This window comes from Proteiniclasticum sp. (genome assembly GCF_003514505.1).
In the GTDB taxonomy this organism is placed as follows: Bacteria; Bacillota; Clostridia; order Clostridiales; family Clostridiaceae; genus Proteiniclasticum.
Genome location: NZ_DOPX01000026.1, coordinates 101,201 through 120,058 on the forward strand (window position 1 = coordinate 101,201; position 18,858 = coordinate 120,058).

Here is an 18,858-nt window from a genome sequence, read left to right on the forward strand (position 1 = left end):
AAGTTCTCTTAATTTTCTGCTGTCTTATTCATTTTAACATAGGAGTTGTGTATAAATTATAAATTTATGGTTACAATCACAATAGAAAAAGACTTTCCCCAGAAAAACAGGGAAAGTCTTATCATTTATTTATTAACCATTGGCTCCAGTTGCTGGTGCTTCTGGTACTGGAGTTTCAGGGGCAGGTGCTGGAGCCGTTTCTTTTGGCTTTGTTCCTACACGAGTGACTCCGTCTACTTTTCTATAACTGTCCTGAGAAATCAGTTCAGTCTTCACTACTTTACCGTCTTTGATGGTCTGTCTGTAGGTTTTTGACGTATAGCCTGTGACTGGCTTCTTTTCCACCACTTCTTCTCCAACAAACAGCGTATTGTCCTCGACTTTTGTCATACTAGGTTTCAATACAGATGTAGTTTCACTGAATACTTTATAGCTGTATCCGCCTAAATCCGCCTGATGTCCATAAATGGAAACGCTCAGATTATTGTTGTCTCCATAGGCCTGGATATACACAGGGTTCGGATAGTTGTTCGTGAACTTGAGATCAAGGTATGGACCATATACTACAGCGTCCATGCCTGGTTTCAGATAAGCAACTGCCATGGAGTGGTTTCTTCTCTGTTCAATGCCCATATTGCTGTGAAGCGCTGCCTGATACAGGGTGCTGGAAACCTGACAAAGTCCGCCACCAACGCCTTCTTCCACCTTATCTCCCACAAATATACCAGCATTTCTAAACCCTGCCGCAATGGTGATGGGGCCAATTTCTGCATTATAGCTGAAAGTCTCCCCTGGCATTACCACAGTTCCGTTGATGAGAGAAGCTGCAAAACCAACATTGTGCTTTCTGCCAGCCGCTGATGTAGAATAATTTGTTGTATATGTGGACAGTCTTCCATCGATTTTTCTCAGCGCATCTGAGGTCACCTTGGGTTCATCAATCACTAAAGACGCTTCCACCTTAGAATCCGGTTCGAGTTTCGGCAACACTTCCTTGAGACTGGCAATGAGCTTCTCCTCTTCCAAAACCATACCGGTCTGATGCTCAGTCACAGCAAATCCATCACCGCTTTTCTTGATGGTTGCATTCTTCGCATTGACATTGATTTCAGACGCCACAGACTTCACATACTCCGTAAGCTTCTCTTCAGAATAAGTATAAGGAACTTTCACCTCTTCCATGGTTTTAGAATAGATTCTCTGGAGTTTCTCCATTTCATCTGCATCTTTCCCTGCGGATACAAGTTCTTCTGCAACGGACTGTGCATCAAGCACTGGGTCTAAATCTCCAAGATTCAGCTTGAACTCTCTGTCTTTTACAACCACTGTAATGGCATTTGCTTTTACGGCCTCAAGAATTTTAGTTTCCAAAAGTTTTTTCACCTCTGGAAGCGTAAAACCTGAAAGGTCTTCTCCCATAACAGAAACACCAGGATAAACCTTATCCTGCCACTCTGCTATGACTTTTTTATTTTGGGCTTCTTCCATTTTTCGCGCAGTTTCCACCGCGGATACATGAATCGCCTCCTGTTTCTCCCATTCTTTTTCCAGGGCATAACTTCTGTAAGCCATGGTTCCAGCCCCAGATAATGTAAGTACAAGTATAATAGCTACAATTAATTTTTTCTTCATATACTGTTGGGTAATCCCTTCCTCCTTCATGCGATTTCATTTGTCTTTCAATTCCAAGTAGCTTTATTTTACCACAGAATCTAAAAAATACTTCACAAAAAAATTACATTTGTTTGTTAATTTTATGAACAAGTCATTTGCTGCTGACAGTTCTTTCGGCTACAGTACAGAAAAAGCTCTGGTGTGTTCTATACAGAAAACAGCATTTGCGATAGGATAGAGGTATCTAAGCTAGGAGGGATTATTATGGCTTTTGAAACTACTGTAAGAGAAACGCTGAAATCATTGATTGAGATTCACAGCCCCACAGGCTATCATGTGGATGTTATGAAGTACATCGAAAACACTTTGAACTCTATGGAAGTACCTTTCAAGACAACAACAAAGGGCGCTGTTCTGGTTACGTTACCTGGAAAATCCGAAGAAGGCAGGCTTTTTTCCGCCCATGTGGATACGTTGGGTGCCATGGTGAAATCATTGAAGAGCAAGGGCACCTTGGAGTTCACACTCATCGGTGGATATATGTATAATACACTGGAATCCGAAAACTGCACTGTGATGACATCTACCGGAAAGACATACTCAGGTACAATTCAAACCATCAAACCTTCCGTTCACATTGATGGACAGGAAGCAAGATCTCTGGAAAGAAAGCAGGACACCATGGAAATTGTACTGGATGAAAAAGTCTTCAATGCATCTGACGTAAGTGCTCTGGGGATTGAAGTAGGTGATTTTGTTTTCATTGACCCAAAACTTCAGTTTACAGAGAAGGGCTTCATCAAATCCCGTTATCTGGATGACAAAGCCAGTGTGGCTGTCCTTCTGGAAGCCATTTCAGCTTTGAAGTCCGTTCCACTAGAAAAAACCATCCACTTTTTCATCTCTAATTATGAAGAAGTGGGTCATGGAGCCAAAGCCGCTTTACCAGAGCATCTTACAGAATTTATTGCTGTGGACATGGGTGCTCCTGGTAACAATCAGAACAGTTCTGAATACAAAGTGAACATCTGTGCAAAGGACAGCTCTGGTCCTTATGATTACGAACTGAGAAGAACCATGGAGAGCATCTGTAAAGAGAATCAGATCCCCTACGCTACTGATATTTATCCCTTCTATGGTTCTGATGCTTCCGCTGCTTTGGGATCAGGATATGATATTCGTGCAGGGCTCATCGGTCCTGGGGTGTTTGCTTCCCATGGTTACGAAAGAACCCATATGGAGTCATTAAAAGCCACCTATGACCTCATTATTGAACTGGCAAAAAGATAATCATGAAGCCAAAAAACCTCTCCAGAATGAAGGAGAGGTTTTTTAGTTCATCTATTTCGCGCGAAGCTTTAATGAAGACTGTATGATACGATCCAAGAGGCCTTGATAGCTGAGTCCTATGCCCTTAGCACTCTTCGGGAACAAGGAGGTTCTCGTCATCCCTGGAAGTGTGTTGATTTCCAGAAGATAGGGCACTCCATCTCTGACAATAAAATCCACTCGGGCGTACACATCGCATTTCAATGCTGAAAAAGTTGTCAACGCCAGCTCATTGATTTCGGACTGAAGCGCTTCTTCATATTCTATGATCACTTCCTCCGCTCCACCATCCTCATATTTGGACTGATAATCAAAAAATCCTCCCTTCACAGGCTTGATGATCAGAGTAGGCAAAGCCTCTCCATCCAAAATCGGCACTGTGATTTCATCCCCTTTGATAAACTCCTCCACCATGACCTCGGAATCAACTTTCAGTCCTTCTTTGACACCTTCTACAACTTCATCGAAGGATTTACAGATAAATGTGGCTACAGAGGATCCTCCTCTATTCGGTTTCACTACCACAGGATATTTTAATGATTCCACCATTTCTTTTGTTACATCCGTAGCATTTTTTACAACAAACCATTCGGCTGTCCTTACCCCATGATTTCTGAGCACTGTCTTTGTCAGGTCTTTATCCATACAGAGAGCACTGGAGAGCATACCACACCCTGAGTATGGAATCTCCAACGAATCCAGAATACTCTGAACCGTCCCATCCTCTCCATATTTACCGTGAAGAGCCAGGAGAGCAAAATCAATCCCTTTTACTTTTTCAAATATGTCTGTTTTGGTATCCAGGATAATCTCTACACCCTCATAACCATTGAAATTAATATGATTCAGTATTTCTCTGCCGGAAGACAGAGAAACCTCCCTTTCACTGGAAATACCACCCATGATTACACCAATCTTCATTATCTACACTCCATTTTCTTATACATTAAAACTCTAAACTCCATTATTGCACCAATCATTTTTTCTTTCAAGACCATAGAATCATGGTTAATCGCTTACAAAAAAATAAAAAGGCAGCTTTTGCAAGCTACCTGTCTGAAGTCTGAAGATCTGAAAACTCAATGTCCACACGATTTGTCGTTTTCTCATAGAAATCAATAATGCTGCTCGCATCCGACTCTCCAGGAATTCTTTCATCAGGCAGAACGAGACGGAATGTGGTCCCAACATGAAGCTGGCTTTCCACCACACAATCTCCTCCCATGAGATTCATAAGTTTCTTTACAATAGACAGCCCAATTCCCGTTCCCTCATTATCTCTGGTGGTAGATTTGTTCACCTGTATAAACCTATCAAAAATTGTATCCACATTTTCAGGCGCAATACCAATCCCTGTGTCTTTCACATCAATAAAGATCTTGCCCGCCTCTTCATCCATGGTGAGATTCACAAAAATTGTGCCCCCATCTTTGGTGAACTTGATGGCATTGCTTAACAAATTGAGCAGTACCCGTTCCATGGACGGAAGATCAAACTGAACGATATGTTCTTCCACTTCCGTGTCAAAAATAATCTTCAGTCCTTTATTCTCCGCATAATGAAGAATGGACATGACCGTGTCTTCTGTGAAGGTGATAATATCATAATTGTGCATATTCAGTTTATAAAAACCGGAATCCACTTTTGTGATGTCCAGAATATTCGAGACAATACGCTGCAGTCTATAAGAGTTATGTCTGATGAGCCCCGCATACTTTTCTCCTTTTTCCGCATCAAACCCAGAAATCTCCATCATATCCAGTGCTGAAAGGATCACATTGATAGGTGTTCGCAGTTCATGGGACATATTTGCAAAAAACTCGTTGAACATTTTCTCATTTTCAGCAGCGATATAGAGTTTCCGAAGATTCGCCTCATTTTCTATCCTCAGCTCATGAAGCTTCACGGAGTTTGTCACATTTCTTAAGAAAACCAACATCTGCCACTTATCTTTTTCTACACTGATGAGACGGAAATTCGGTTCAACATATACATCCTGCCCTTTCTGGTCTTTCACCTTGAGGATATCAAGTTTCAGAATTTCTCCATACTGGATTTTATTACCGATTTCGCTAAGTTCTCTATAGGAAAGCCCCATGAATCGCTCTTCCATTGGATTTCTGACAAACCGGCTGTTTGGGATATTTTTGAAGTCATTGTATACCATGTCGTTTGCTTCAATGACTCTGTTTTTGCCGATATCATAAAGAAAAATGAAATCCGGAATCAGATTGAAGAAGCTCCGATATTTGTATTCAGACCGTTCCAGCGACTCCTGCATTGCTCTGATGACGGTGATGTCTTTAGCCGTGATACAGAAAATCTCTTCCGTATCCTGTTCAAGATAAACCACATCCACATCCAAAATATATTGCTTGCCTTCCATTTCCAGTTTCATAGAGGCAGAATAATTCATATTGTATTTGATAACTTCGTACTTCTCACGGATGTATCCTGACAAGTATGAATCCAGATATTTTCTGTAATGATTGAAGAACTGCTTATATTTTGCATTGGCATAGAGAATTTCATATTTCGAGTTCACAAACACCGTGATATTCTCGTTATACTCTGCCGACTTAAAAAACATAAAAAGACTCTGCTTCAGCTCATTTGTTTTGATAATCAAAGCATCTTTCTCTTTAATAATCCTGTAGAAAGCCACAGGTACAAATACGAGAAATGTGCTGTAGGTGAAAAGCATGAGCCTGTCTGATACAAAAAAAAGTCTCGTATCTGAAAATTGCACTGCCAGGCTCTCTGTGAAAACTGCTGAAAAATAAAGCAGACTTGTATAATAGACAGATAAATTCATGACATTCTTTTTCGTGAAAAAGGTGTGGTAATACCACCCTCCCAGAAGAGGAACCGTTGCAAGCATCATAAGCTCGAAGACCATCAGACTGGAATCCTGGAAAACCACAGCATTCTTGAACACATAGTAGTTGAGCACGGTAAAGGCTATGAGTATGACAAGGATGGACCATACCATAACTTTCATGTTGATCCGGATCACTTCATTGTACGAAAATGCTGCTGACATTGTAAATATCAGCATGATTAGCATGATGAGGTAAAACCCAAGAAAAATGGAGCTTATTCTGCCGTCAATGAGGAAGAACCTGTTGCTGTATTCGATGATGGAACCAAAAAAGAACGAGAAAGCCAGGACACTGAAATACGCTTTCTTGGTGTACGATGCATAAAAAAACAGCATGAGTGCGGACAGGCCCGCCATAACCACAGTAGACGCACCGTTACTTTCCAGAAGATACTCATTTCCGAAACGCTGTGCCACAAACGCAAAAAAATAAGACAGACCGAAGAGCATAAAAAGGGTCAGAAGAATCAGCCCATTGGCAGCAATCAGGGTTCCGATGGTTTGTTTTGATTTCAACAGGCTCACATCCTTCCGAAAATACGACTACTTCTCTTTTGGCATCAGCGTCTTTTTATTCTTCTTGTAGTAGGTGCAGAGATGATTGAGGGGGCATGCTCCACATTGAGGCGATCTGGCAGTGCAGATCCTTCTTCCGTGGAAAATGAGCAGGTGATGCGCATCAATCCATAGATTTTTGTCCAGCTTCTTCATCAAAGATTCTTCTGTTTTTTCTACGGTTTCTTCTTTGACGATTCCTATGCGGTTTGCCACACGGAACACATGGGTATCTACGGCAATGGCAGGAACGCCATAGGCATTGGATAGAACGACATTGGCAGTTTTTCTGCCTACACCGGGAAGTAAAACCAGCTCTTCCATGGTGCGAGGGACTTCTCCTCCATGCTTCTCTTTCAGGATCGGAAAAAGCTTCATCAGATTACTTCCCTTGGATCTGTAAAGCCCTATGACTTTAATGTAGCTTTCAAGCTCCTCCATGGTCATCTGCAGGAAGTCCTCCAGTGTCTTATACTTCTGAAACATCTTCTCTGTAACTTCATTCACTTTTTTGTCCGTCGCCTGTGCCGACAAAATCGTTGCTATCAGTAGCTGAAGCGGCGTTTCATGATGGAGCTCGCATTTTGCATCCGGATGGGTCCGGTATAGGATTTCCAGCACTTCTTTATTCTTTTTGTTCATTATATATCCTTTCTATACTCGATACACTCCCTGATATTCTGTGGGAAGAAGCTCTGCGATACGGGTCATGATGTAGTTCAGGGCAAAGAGATCATACTCTTCCTTGGACTGCTCTGGTGTTTTTTCTGGGACTCTAAAACTCTTCCCGACTCTTAAATCTATGATTCCCTTATGCAGTTTCTCTCCAGTCATATTCCCGTCCTGATTGATGGGCAGAACCTTTTCTGATCCTGTCATGCCAAGAGGCACAATCTTCGCACCGGTCATTCTGGCAATGAGAAGTACTCCTTTCTTGCCTTCAATCATAGAACCGACTCTGGACCTGGTGCCTTCCGGGAAAATCATCACATTCTGACCACTACGCAAAAGATTGATGATCTCTTTCATTGCCGCCTTATCCGGGGAGTTGGGCTTGATGTTGATGCTCTTGAAGACCTTTTTAAAGAGCCCTGTAAACAGATCGCTGGATAATTTCTGTCCTGCCACGAAGGTGAGATCATACTCAGGCAGCACCGACTGTATGGCTGGGCCGTCTATATTGCTCAGATGATTGCATACAAACAGAATCGGCTCGTCTTTCCCGGGCAGATTCTCTCTATTATGAAGCTTCACCGTAGCAATCTTTGTGAAGATATACTTTAATCCTCTTTTAGCCACAAATCTCTGGACACTTTCTGGTGATGAAGCCAAAGCTTTCAATATCATTTTTCTCAAAATTATTACCCCTTTTACTTTACTGATTCTAATTATAGGTTGAAAATCTTCTCCAGTCTATGGTAGTACTCCCGGAGATACTCTGTAGGCAGCTTTTCCGCATCCAGTGTATTGCCCTTTCTCACGAGCTCCACCATGGCGTTTCTCTGAAGCAGCTTTTTCCCCCGCCATCCAGAGGATGTCTCTTTGTACTTCAGAAACTCCTGATTGTTGAGTTCTAAGAGTTCCAGAAGATTGGGATACTTCATATACTCTCGAGGTCTGAAAGCCTCAATAGAGCTGGTATTCACCTTTCTGTTGAGAGGACAGGATCTTTGACAGGTATCACAGCCAAACAGCCTTCCTTTAAAGAGGAGAAGGTCCTCATCAGGCACTTCCTTGCTCTGGGTAATGTATGACATACATCTTTTGGTGTCATACAACTCACTTCCTAAAATTTGAGTCGGACATGCTTTGATGCAGTTGGTGCAGTCTCCGCAAATGGTATGTAGAGGAATCTCCTGATAATCCCGTTCCCGGGTCTCCAGGACCAGATTTGTAAGGATCTCCCCCAAGAAAACATAACTTCCGTACTCTTTTGTGATGAGCATATGATTCTTTCCAATTTCGCCTACATAAGAAGCATAGGCGATATATCTCTCCGGCAGAGAATTGTTGTCCGCAAAGACCTTTGCTTCATATCCATGACTTCGGATCACTTCTGCCACTTTCTCCAAATAGTCTTTCACAACAATATGATAATCCTGACCTAAGGTGTAAAGAGAAAAATACCCTTCTTTATGGATATAAGCATCATAAAAATATGGAAATGCTACAGATATGATTGTTTGTGCATTTTCCATTTCCGATTGGAGGTTCACTTTTCTCATCAGATCATTTTCTTCAAAGGACGTTGTGAAATTCCTTTCTTCTCTTTCTCTGAAATAAGCCAGGCTGTCACGGGAAAGCGCCTGGGCTTTCATAAACCCATAATGCCTTAGCCCCAGGTTTTCAAGCTTTTCTATGACCTTACTCTGTATTCCTTCTGCTGACATGCCATCCCCTCCCGATCCTTCATTACTCTTATTATAGTCGAAGTATCCTCAGAAAAAAACCGAAAAAAGAAGCTTCTCCGTCACCAGAAAAGCTTCCTTCAGTTATATATAGTTATAGTGGAGAAACCGCACTTCAGATTCCTCATTCTTCTGCACCAGGATTCGGGCAGGAATGCCCACAGCGGTTGCTCCTGCTGGCACACTTTTCAGCACCACAGAATTGGCCCCTACCTTAGCACCACTGCCGATGGTGATGGGTCCGAGTATTTTTGCTCCAGCTCCAATGAGCACTCGGTCACCGATATCAGGATGCCTTTTAGGCGCATCACAATCCGTTGCACCAAGGGTCACCCCATGATAAATGATACAGTCATCTCCTATGGTGGTGGTCTCACCGATGACAACGCCCATACCGTGGTCTATGAAAAGCCTTCTGCCAATTTTCGCTCCAGGATGGATTTCAATCCCTGTGGTGAATCGCGCAGTCTGACTGATCAGTCTTGCCAGAAAGAACAGTTTTTTTCTATAAAAGAAATGAGCCATCCGGTAAGCAAAGAGGGCGTGTATCGTCGGGTACAGCAGGAGCACCTCCAGATAGGACTTTGCCGCTTTATCATTTTTTAACACATTTTTTATATCTTCATGCAGCCCTCTAAACATTTTACACCTCTACTCTAACTGATTAATCAAATAGTCCCATGGAAATATACTTTTCTCCACCATCTGGAGCCACCGTAACAACCTTTTTTCCTTTACCGAGTTTACGTGCAACTTCAAGTGCGCCATAAAGGTTTGCCCCCGATGAGATTCCGATGAGAACGCCTTCTTCCTGCCCAAAGGTTTTAGCTGTGCTGAAGGCGTCTTCCGTGGACACTTTCAGGATTTCATGAACAAATTCTCCATGGTAGTTGTCCGGAACAAACCCAGCACCAATTCCCTGGATCTTATGAGGACCAGGATTTTCTCCGGATAGGACTGCAGAGGTGGCTGGCTCTACTGCCACAATCTTTACATTTTTGCCATGCTCTTTTGCATACTGTCCAAATCCGCTGATGGTTCCACCTGTGCCCACCCCTACAACAAAAGCATCCACATCTGGAAGGTCTTCAAAAATCTCTTTTGCAGTGGTCTGATAATGCTTATTAGGATTTGCCTGATTCATAAACTGCTGTGGTATGAACCCAAGAGCACCAACTTCTTCTTTGATCTCTCCAGCTTTCTTGATGGCACCTTTCATTCCTGTGGCTGCTTCAGTCAGCACAAGTTCCGCGCCATATGCCTTAATAAGGGCTCGTCTTTCCTGGCTCATGGATTCCGGCATCACAATGATCACTCTGTATCCCTTCGCCTTTCCAAGCATGGCAAGAGCAATACCAGTATTACCACTGGTGGGCTCAATAATCACAGAACCTTCTTTCAGTATACCTTTCTTTTCAGCTTCCTCCAGCATTCCAAGAGCAGCTCTGTCTTTTGTACTTCCGGCGGGATTCATTTTTTCCAGTTTCACATATACTTCTGCACGGTTTTCCGCATCAAATCCATTTACTTTCAGCAGCGGTGTTCCGCCAACAAGTTCAATCGCATTTTGATAAATCATGTATTTTCAACCTCACTTTTATATCCTAGTAGATTACTAGGAATTCTGTTGTAAATATTACATCAAGCACAATCTTTTGTCAATAAAATATGTACTGGAGAAGAAAACATCTGTATCGGAAAAAGAAGAGGCGCTATTAAGCCCCTCTTATCCCGTCTTATTCCTTAGATATGATTAGGATCCACCCCCAGAACTTCTATTCCTCCTGCGATGCATTGAATATGAAGCGGAAAGTCCGGACCACGCTCTCCATCGATGTCGCTGACGATGAGTTCATCCGTTGTTTCAATAAACAGTTCCTTCGTCTGGAAATAGAGAAGTCCCACCGGATCTTCCAGATGATCCCCCCTCAGCATTTTTGCCAGAAGAGGAACTATTTCCTTAAAACTGGCTTTGATCAGAATCACATCCAAAAGTCCATCATTGGCTTTTGATTTGTAGGCAAAATCCAGATTCCCTGCGGTTCGTCCATTGAACACAAGAAGCGCATACATATCTCCATCATACTTTTTTTCTTCCGATGTGAACTTCACAGGAATTTTTCTGAATGTGGGAATCTGTTCCAGACCTTTAATGTAATAGGCCAGCTTACCGATGGCATTTTTTAATTCACTGTGTGTTTTCTGCGACACATCTGTTAATAGACCTGTACTGGCTACATTGATAAAATATTTTTCGTTGATTTTGCCCACATCCATCTTCATAGGTGGCAGCCTGAACATTTTTTCCAAAGCTTTCGAAATATCCTTTGGTATTCCAATATACTTGGCATAATCATTGGCAGTTCCCATGGGCAGGATCCCGATGGGCAGCCTGATGTCTCTTTCCATCATATAATTGATGAGAATATCCACTGTACCGTCGCCACCTGCAATGAGAATCTGACTGTAGCCCTCATGGATGTCCTCCATGGCAACAGCCATGTTATGTTCCTCATCCAGTCTTTCAGGGACTACCCGGTATCCATGTTTCTGATGCACATCGATTACCTCGTCCAGTTTATCCATGATATAGTTGTCTCCTGCATAAGGATTGTAGATAAATTTCACTTTTTTCATGGGATTCCTCCGAAATCATTCTTCTTAGATTCATTATATCGCAGATTTCATTCTTATGTGAGTATGAACTGCCTTTGATTCTATCTCTTTATTCTAGATCTTGATAATAGAACTCTGTGAGACTTTTCTATACAGTAACAGAAACTGGTCTTTCTTTCCATTCTGCCGCTTCATACACAGACAAGATCTCTTTCCCCTTTCTTTGCTTCTGCTTTCTATGAATTGCTCCTTCTTCTGAAAAAAGATTTTGTGAATCTCTCCATATCGTTTATAATAGATATATTCATGAAATTTTTAACGAAAGGAGAAGGATAATTTCGGCATTATCCGTACTTATCTATGCAAAGAGGATTTATCCCAAATATTTTAACATTCCTTAATCTCTCCCTGGGAATTCTCTCCATCATTGCTACGGTGAAAGGAGATTATCTGAACTCTGGACTCTTTATTCTAGGTGCTGGACTCGTTGACCGTTATGACGGAAGAATCGCTAGACTGCTCCATGCGGAAAGTCCCTTGGGAAAAGAGCTGGATTCTCTTTCAGATCTCGTTTCCTTTGGCGTTGCTCCTGCCATCCAGGCCTACTTTATGTTTGGTCTGGAAGATCTCACTCTTCTTGGCATCCTTCCAGTGCTTATTTTTCCAGTGGCAGGTTCTTACCGCCTGGCAAGGTACAATTCTCAGCACTTTGACGGAGTGTTCATGGGGCTGCCCATCACCATTGCGGGATGTGTGCTGACACTGTTTCTTCTGCTTCTTAGAAACAGTCTCAATCTAAGATTCCTTGTCATCTTCCTGATGTTCTCATTAGCCTATCTTATGGTTAGCACCATAAAACTTCAAAAACGTTAGTAAAAAAGCCTGTCAGTTTTCAAACTGGCAGGTTTTTGTTCATTATACCCTCATTCTCTCATTCGACAGTTCATTGACATAAAATAACAATTGATAATTTCTTGACAATTATATCGTAATAACGTAATATATCGATGTAACGATTGAGAGAGGGGATTGAGATGGAGAACAACATAAATAAATTCACAAACGCAGCTGAACTCTTAAAGACATTGGGTCATCCGGTGCGTCTTTGTATACTGAAAGGAATCTTGGCCACTGGAGGATGCAATGTGACCCATATGACAGACTGCCTGAATCTTCCTCAGTCCACCATTTCCCAGCACATTCAGAAGCTGAAAAGCGCCGGAATCATCGAAGGAGAACGGAAAGGGCTGGAAATCACCTATAAACTGGTCCATGACAAAGCACGACAGATTATTGAAAGTATTGAACTTCAGGAGGATAAATAAATGAGTAAGACACTGATCATTGGTGGAGTCGCCGCTGGAGCATCCGCTGCCGCAAGACTTCGAAGACTGGATGAATCCATGGAAATTATAGTCTTTGAAAAGGGACCTTATATTTCCTTTGCAAACTGCGGACTTCCCTATCACATCGGAGAAGTCATCAAAGAAAGAGACCAGCTGATTCTTCAGACACCTCAGGCCATGAAGGACCGTTTCAACCTGGATGTCAGAGTTTTTTCCGAGGTGGTGAAAGTGGACGCTGAGCGAAAACTCGTCACAGTCCACAGCAAGGAGAAAGGATTCTACGATGAATCCTTCGACTATCTGGTGATTGCTCCGGGAGCAAAACCAGTGAAGCCACCAATTCATGGGATTGACTCTTCCCTGATCTTCTCCCTGAGAGATATCAATGATATGGACAAGATCAAAGAAAAGGCGGAAAAGAATCTCAAAGGAGAAGTCATTGTGATTGGTGGAGGATTCATCGGTATTGAAACCGCAGAGAATCTTCACGAGCGTGGCATGAAAGTTTCTTTAGTGGAAGCAGCTCCTCATATCCTTGCTCCCTTTGACTCTGAAATGTCCATCCAAGCAGAACACGAGCTGGAAGAACATGGCATTTCCCTTCACATCAATGATGCGGTCTGCGCTTTTGAAGAAATCGATGGACGCATTCAGGTAGAACTTTCCTCCGGTAAGATATTGAAAGGCGATTTTGTGGTGTCAGCCATCGGTGTTACCCCAGACACGGCATTCCTCAAAGACTCCGGCATTTCTTTAGGTGCAAGAGGACATATCCTTACGGACGAATATCTTCGCACCAACTATCCTTATATCTTCGCTGCTGGAGATGCTGCAGAAATCACAGATTACATGATGGGTGGGAAGACCGCTATTCCCTTGGCTGGACCTGCCAACCGTCAGGGAAGGATCATCGCCGACAACATCGCAGGACGCAATGTAGTTTATAAAGGGGCCATCGGAACGTCTATACTTAAGATTTTTGATCTCACCGCTTCTTCCACAGGTATGAATGAACGTGTGGCGAAGATGAAAGGTCTTCAGCCTAAGTCTATCTTCATCCATCCAAACAATCATGCGGGTTATTATCCCGGCGCAACGCAGCTGACCATCAAGCTCGTTTTTGATGAGAACAGAAAAGTGCTTGGCGCTCAAGCTTTAGGGTATGAGGGTGTTGATAAGTTCATCGATGTCATTGCCACTGTGATTAAGTTTGGAGGTACCGTGGATGACCTGAAAGAACTGGAGCTTGCCTATGCTCCACCTTACTCCAGCGGAAAATCCCCTGTAAATATGGCTGGATTTGTAGCGGAGAACACCTTGGATGGTCTGGTGGATAACGTGACACTGGATGATTACGAGAAGAACTTTGATCCAAAGACCATGCTGCTTGTGGATGTCCGAGATCAGGTGGAAGTGGAGAATGGTTCTCTGGAAGGACGGATCCACATCCCCCTCAACAGTTTAAGACAACGTATGGGCGAACTGCCAAAGGACAAGACTATTTATCTCTACTGCCAGGTGGGTCTAAGAGGATATATCGGTGCAAGAATTCTTCAGCAGAACGGATATAAGGTGAAGAACATCACCGGAGGGTTCAAGCTTTATAAAGCCATGCAGCCTGTAGAAAAAAATCCAGAGCATACGCTTTCTGATGAGCCCGCTGCCTCATTCGCAGCTTCTGAAACAGTAGAACTGGATGCCACAGGACTCTGCTGTCCAGGACCGCTCATGCGAGTGAAAAGCACTGTGGATCAGGTGAATCCAGGGGACACCATCAACATCACAGCATCTGATATGGGCTTTTATGAAGACATCAAAGCCTGGACCAGAAGAACCGGCAATGAGCTTCTTGATGTAAAGAAAGACAAAGGACTCATCAAGGCTTCCATCCGGAAAGGTCTTTCCGCAAAAGAAGACAACCTGACCGTTTCCTGCAACAGCAATAAAACCGGAAACGCCGAGAATATGACCATGGTGGTTTTCTCCGGAGACCTGGACAAAGCCATCGCTTCATTCATCATCGCCAATGGAGCAGCAGCCATGAACAAGAAAGTCACCCTGTTCTTCACTTTCTGGGGGATCAACATTCTTAGAAAGTCTGCCCATGCCCCAGTAGAAAAGAATTTCATCGAAAAGATGTTCGGCTTTATGATGCCCAAAGGATCCAAAAAGCTGGGACTTTCCAAAATGAACATGGGTGGAATCGGACCTAAAATGATCCGCTCCATCATGGAAAAGAAAAATGTGCAGTCCCTGGAAGAGCTGATCAAAGCGGCCATGGACAGTGGTGTGGAGATTGTCGCCTGCCAGATGAGCATGGACCTTCTCGGCATCAAAGAAGAGGAACTTCTGGATGGCGTAAAATTTGGTGGTGTAGGTTATATGCTCGCTGAATCCGACGAATCCAACGCAACACTCTTTATTTAATCTCATGAAAAAGGTTCAGCAGTTTTGCTGAACCTTTTGTTATATTGAAATATTCTTGAATGTTTTGGATCCTTTCCATCAGAAATACTACTTCTTCTGAACTGTCAGCCTTGCTCTAAGAGCAATAGTTACTTATTCTTCTTCCTTCTCTTCTTTTTCTGTATCGAAAGTATCATCATTCATCTTGTTCTTCGACTTCCCATTTTTAGAGCCAAAGATCTCTTTTTTCAGTTTCTTTCCGGTCTTTGTTCCCGCAAGGCCTCCGATTCCTGTCTCTCTTAAAGCTTCCGGCATGACTTTCCCAATGGAGTACATGGCTGCCACGGTGTCATCAAATGGAATTCTGGAGACTACTCCCGCGAGTGTCATATCCGCCGCTGTAATCGCACTGACCGCTCCAGCAGCATTTCTTTTGGCACAGGGCACTTCTACGAGGCCCGCAATGGGATCACAAACCAGGCCTAAGGTGTTTTTGAATACAATGGCACCGGCATTGAGGCACATTTCAGGTGTTCCCCCCATCATTTCCACCACCGCCGCTGCTGCCATGGCCGCCGCAGAACCGCACTCCGCCTGGCATCCGCCTTCTGCTCCTGAAATGGTGGCATTCTGGGCAATGATGGCTCCAACTCCTGCGGAAGCGAAGAGACCCATAATCAGGTCCTTTTCTTCGATCTCATGTTCTTCTTTCATGGTCATGATGACTGCAGGCAGAATCCCGCAGGCACCTGCAGTAGGACAAGCGACAATTTTGCCCATGGATGCATTGACTTCGGAACAGGAAAGCGCATAACTCATGGCTTTCACCATGACTCTTCCCGAAACGCTCTGACCTTTATCCAGATACTTTCCCATGCGGTACGCATCTCCGCCAATGAGTCCAGAGACAGAAATCACTTTCTCTCCTACTCCTTTTGTGGTGGAGAACTCCATGACACGAAGGTTTTCCACCATACGGCCATAAACTTCTTCATAGCTTAAGCCGCTTTCCTCCATTTCCTGCTTCAGGGTGAACTCTCCTATGGTGAGATTCTCCTCGCTGCATCTTTTCAGCAGCTCTTTTCCGTTCTTTATATTCATAACTCTTGCTTCTCTCCTCTTTAGACTACAGGGTAATTGATCACATTGCTCGTCAGCGGAACAAAACGCACATGTTCCACAGACTCCACTTCTGTGAGCTTCTCAAGAACCGTGGGATCGATGTTCTGGTCCAGTTCGAAAATCATCATGGCTTCGCGCCCCTTCTGATCTCTGAACAAAGACATATATGCAATATTCACGCCGCAGTCATAAAGAAGCTTCGAAACATTGGCTACGACACCAGGCACATCTTTTTGTGTGATGAGAAGTGTTGGATAGTTTCCTGAAAACTGAATCTCTTCCCCATCAATATTTGTAATCTCCACAGCACCACCCCCAATGGAGGATCCTGTAACCGACACGGTTTTTCCATTTTTCAGCACCATATCCACGCGTACAGAGTTTGGATGCACATCCCCCAGATCCTTTTCGTTGAAGGAGATTTCCATGCCTTTCGCTTTTGCCAGCTTCAGAGAATCTCTGAGATTATCATCCGCAGGGTCCATGCCAAGCACTCCTGCAACAAGGGCTCTGTCTGTGCCATGTCCTTTATATGTTTTGGAGAAGGAGCCATGAAGATAAAAATGCACTTCCACAGGTTCTTCTCCTGCAATCCCCCGGGCGATCTTCGCCAGTTTTGCCGCTCCTGCCGTGTGAGAACTGGAGGGCCCGATCATAATGGGTCCTATGATATCAAAAACACCATATTTTTTCTTCATATCTATGCTGTCTGCCGAAAAATTCAGCAAAACAGATTTCACCTGCCTTTTATATTTTGTCTTCTGTTAATAATCATAAAACTGGCTTCCGCCAATGAACTCTCTCAGTAAAGAATTGGTAGGCACCAGCTGGTCATCGATATCCTCAAAAAGTCTCAAGATGGTGATAAGTCTCTTGGCCTCCTCATAGGTGCTGCTCTCTTTCGGAATCTTCTCCAGTTCTTTCAGTGTATGCTTTTTCAGCACTGAAAGTTCATAAAAGAGCGTGGAGTTGAACATGGCATCCGCTTCCTCCTGATAAGGGAAGATGTTCTCTTTTTCCCCCGCAGAAACCGAAGGGAAAATGAGCAGTGTTTCCTCAGGACTATATCCTCTGGAAAGAAAATCTCTTGCCATACGTCTCAACTTTCTCACATCCGTTGTCGCAATTCGGCTGTGGTTGTCTAAGTTAAGAACCGTCAGAGCGCTGATGTAGACTTTAAATTTCAATGCATTATCTATCCCTGCAAGAAGTCTCGGGTTCAGTCCATGGATCCCCTCAATGAGGAGTACACCATTCTCCGGCAGTTTCACCTTTGTGGTTGAAAGCCCTCTGGTGCCTGTTTTGAAATCAAACTTCGGCAGAAGGACTTCCTCCCCTTGCAGTATTTTTTTCATATCCGATTCAAAAAGATCCAGTTCTATGGCTTCTAAAGATTCAAAGTCGTAGGTTCCGTCTGCTTTCTTTGGTGTAAGACGCCGTGGCACAAAATAATCATCCATGCTGACAGGAATCGGCATAAGACCATTTACCCGAAGCTGAATGGCCAGCCGGTTCGCAAAAGAAGTTTTTCCCGAAGAGCTTGGACCTGCAATAAGCACAATCTTCACTCCACTTCTCTCCTTGATGTCATCCGCGATATAGGCAATTTTCTTTTCATGAAGAGCTTCTGTGATATTCACTAAAGTTCTGGCTTCTCCGTTGCGGATCTTTTCGTTCAGATTACCCACATAATGGATGCCAAGGAGCCTGTCCCATTTGGCTGTTTCCTTAAAGATCTCAAAGAGCTTATCCTGTGGTGTAAACGGCTGGACCAGTTCTGGCTCTCTCACCGTTGGATAGCTCATGACAAAACCGTCTTTGTAGCAAACCAATGAGAATAATGGCGTATATCCAGTAGATGGCGCCATCTTTCCATAGAAATAGGCATAACGGTCCAAAAGATGATACATCTTCACCTCATGGAATTTCGCGTGGGCAAGCAGCATATATTTATCCATTTCTCCATTCTCTTCGAAGAATTTCAGTGCATCTTCCAGCAGAAAACACTCTTTTTTTATAGGGTGATTCTCTTCAACGATGGTTCTCATTTCTTTTTCCAGACGGTGCAGCATCTCTTCTGTTAGAATTTCATCCCGAACCCAGCAGTAAAGGCCTCTACTGATGGAATGGTCAATGATGAGTTCTTTGCTGGGCCACAGCTTATAGAAAGCAGTGACCAGAATGAATGAAAGGGTTCTTTCATAGGTTTTATGGCCGACATAATCCTCACGGAACACGGGGTACAGATTATTTCTTCCTTTCAGCTCCTCTGTCAGCTCAAAATACTCTCCGTTGATCCTTGCAAGAATTGGCTGCTGGGTGCCCTTTCTCAAACTTTTCAGTTCATCATAGGTATAGCCTTTACTTTTATCCATAAGCTTCTCCTTTTTGCTTCATGAGGTCCTTTGGCACATTCATGTTCTATCCTCTTCATTATAGGGGAAAACACCAAAAATGGCATCATATTCTTCCTTTTCAGATACAGCACCGTAAACCATTTCACTTGAAAATCAATTGTAACCATTCCTTGAATCTGTTTAATGATATGGTTTCATACGTGAAAATGCTATATAATAGAAGG

Annotated in this window: 16 protein-coding genes; 4 read left to right on the forward strand and 12 right to left on the reverse strand. The window is 43.3% G+C overall.

From position 1 onward, the window contains the following. Positions 1–132: 132 nt before the first annotated feature. Positions 133–1,632, reverse strand: coding sequence for a VanW family protein (locus tag DEF30_RS08625; protein WP_294098241.1), 1,500 nt, complete (start codon positions 1,630–1,632; stop codon positions 133–135). A 246-nt stretch (positions 1,633–1,878) separates the two neighbouring features. Here DEF30_RS08625 and DEF30_RS08630 point away from each other — a divergent pair, with 246 nt between their 5' ends. Continuing rightward, the gene (locus tag DEF30_RS08630; RefSeq protein ID WP_294098243.1) at positions 1,879–2,904 is read left to right on the forward strand and encodes a M42 family metallopeptidase; all 1,026 of its coding nucleotides are present in this window, start codon (positions 1,879–1,881) and stop codon (positions 2,902–2,904) included. A gap of 51 nt (positions 2,905–2,955) precedes the next feature. On the opposite strand, the gene DEF30_RS08635 is transcribed toward DEF30_RS08630, so the two are convergent. From DEF30_RS08635 to DEF30_RS08670, 8 genes are all read right to left on the reverse strand, one after another. After that, a complete protein-coding gene (locus DEF30_RS08635; RefSeq protein WP_294098245.1) occupies positions 2,956–3,864 on the reverse strand; it encodes a D-alanine--D-alanine ligase in 909 nt (302 codons plus the stop codon). Positions 3,865–3,991: 127 nt separating this feature from the next. Further along, the gene (locus tag DEF30_RS08640) at positions 3,992–6,340 is read right to left on the reverse strand and encodes an ATP-binding protein (RefSeq protein ID WP_294098247.1); all 2,349 of its coding nucleotides are present in this window, start codon (positions 6,338–6,340) and stop codon (positions 3,992–3,994) included. A 27-nt stretch (positions 6,341–6,367) separates the two neighbouring features. Beyond that, the gene (gene nth / locus DEF30_RS08645; protein WP_294098249.1) at positions 6,368–7,021 is read right to left on the reverse strand and encodes an endonuclease III; all 654 of its coding nucleotides are present in this window, start codon (positions 7,019–7,021) and stop codon (positions 6,368–6,370) included. 12 nt (positions 7,022–7,033) lie between these two features. Beyond that, complete coding sequence (locus tag DEF30_RS08650) at positions 7,034–7,726, reverse strand: lysophospholipid acyltransferase family protein (RefSeq protein ID WP_294098606.1); 693 nt, start codon at positions 7,724–7,726, stop codon at positions 7,034–7,036. A gap of 41 nt (positions 7,727–7,767) precedes the next feature. Further along, complete coding sequence (gene queG, locus DEF30_RS08655; RefSeq protein ID WP_294098251.1) at positions 7,768–8,769, reverse strand: tRNA epoxyqueuosine(34) reductase QueG; 1,002 nt, start codon at positions 8,767–8,769, stop codon at positions 7,768–7,770. 102 nt (positions 8,770–8,871) lie between these two features. After that, on the reverse strand, positions 8,872–9,429 hold the full coding sequence (gene epsC, locus DEF30_RS08660) for a serine O-acetyltransferase EpsC (protein ID WP_294098252.1): 558 nt from the start codon (positions 9,427–9,429) through the stop codon (positions 8,872–8,874). A 22-nt stretch (positions 9,430–9,451) separates the two neighbouring features. After that, positions 9,452–10,366, reverse strand: a complete 915-nt coding sequence (gene cysK / locus DEF30_RS08665) for a cysteine synthase A (protein ID WP_294098254.1) — start codon at positions 10,364–10,366, stop codon at positions 9,452–9,454. A gap of 164 nt (positions 10,367–10,530) precedes the next feature. Continuing rightward, on the reverse strand, positions 10,531–11,424 hold the full coding sequence (locus DEF30_RS08670; RefSeq protein WP_294098256.1) for a YegS/Rv2252/BmrU family lipid kinase: 894 nt from the start codon (positions 11,422–11,424) through the stop codon (positions 10,531–10,533). A gap of 339 nt (positions 11,425–11,763) precedes the next feature. On the opposite strand from DEF30_RS08670, the gene pssA reads away from it, so the two are divergent. The 3 genes from pssA (at position 11,764) to DEF30_RS08685 (ending at position 15,176) form a co-directional block, all read left to right on the forward strand. Further along, on the forward strand, positions 11,764–12,276 hold the full coding sequence (gene pssA, locus DEF30_RS08675) for a CDP-diacylglycerol--serine O-phosphatidyltransferase (RefSeq protein ID WP_294098259.1): 513 nt from the start codon (positions 11,764–11,766) through the stop codon (positions 12,274–12,276). A gap of 161 nt (positions 12,277–12,437) precedes the next feature. Then, a complete protein-coding gene (locus DEF30_RS08680) occupies positions 12,438–12,728 on the forward strand; it encodes a metalloregulator ArsR/SmtB family transcription factor (RefSeq protein ID WP_294098262.1) in 291 nt (96 codons plus the stop codon). Next, on the forward strand, positions 12,729–15,176 hold the full coding sequence (locus DEF30_RS08685) for an FAD-dependent oxidoreductase (protein WP_294098265.1): 2,448 nt from the start codon (positions 12,729–12,731) through the stop codon (positions 15,174–15,176). Positions 15,177–15,308: 132 nt separating this feature from the next. Here the strand turns inward: DEF30_RS08685 and sdaAA are convergent, their stop codons facing one another. The 3 genes from sdaAA to DEF30_RS08700 all read right to left on the reverse strand — a co-directional run bounded on the left by sdaAA (position 15,309) and on the right by DEF30_RS08700 (position 18,652). Continuing rightward, positions 15,309–16,256, reverse strand: a complete 948-nt coding sequence (sdaAA, locus tag DEF30_RS08690) for an L-serine ammonia-lyase, iron-sulfur-dependent, subunit alpha (protein ID WP_294098266.1) — start codon at positions 16,254–16,256, stop codon at positions 15,309–15,311. A gap of 20 nt (positions 16,257–16,276) precedes the next feature. Continuing rightward, positions 16,277–16,975 carry an L-serine ammonia-lyase, iron-sulfur-dependent subunit beta gene (gene sdaAB / locus DEF30_RS08695; RefSeq protein WP_294098608.1) on the reverse strand — a complete coding sequence of 233 codons (699 nt, stop codon included), beginning with the start codon at positions 16,973–16,975 and terminating at the stop codon, positions 16,277–16,279. Between the two features lie 66 nt (positions 16,976–17,041). After that, positions 17,042–18,652, reverse strand: a complete 1,611-nt coding sequence (locus DEF30_RS08700) for a nucleoside kinase (RefSeq protein WP_294098268.1) — start codon at positions 18,650–18,652, stop codon at positions 17,042–17,044. Between the last annotated feature and the right edge of the window lie 206 nt (positions 18,653–18,858).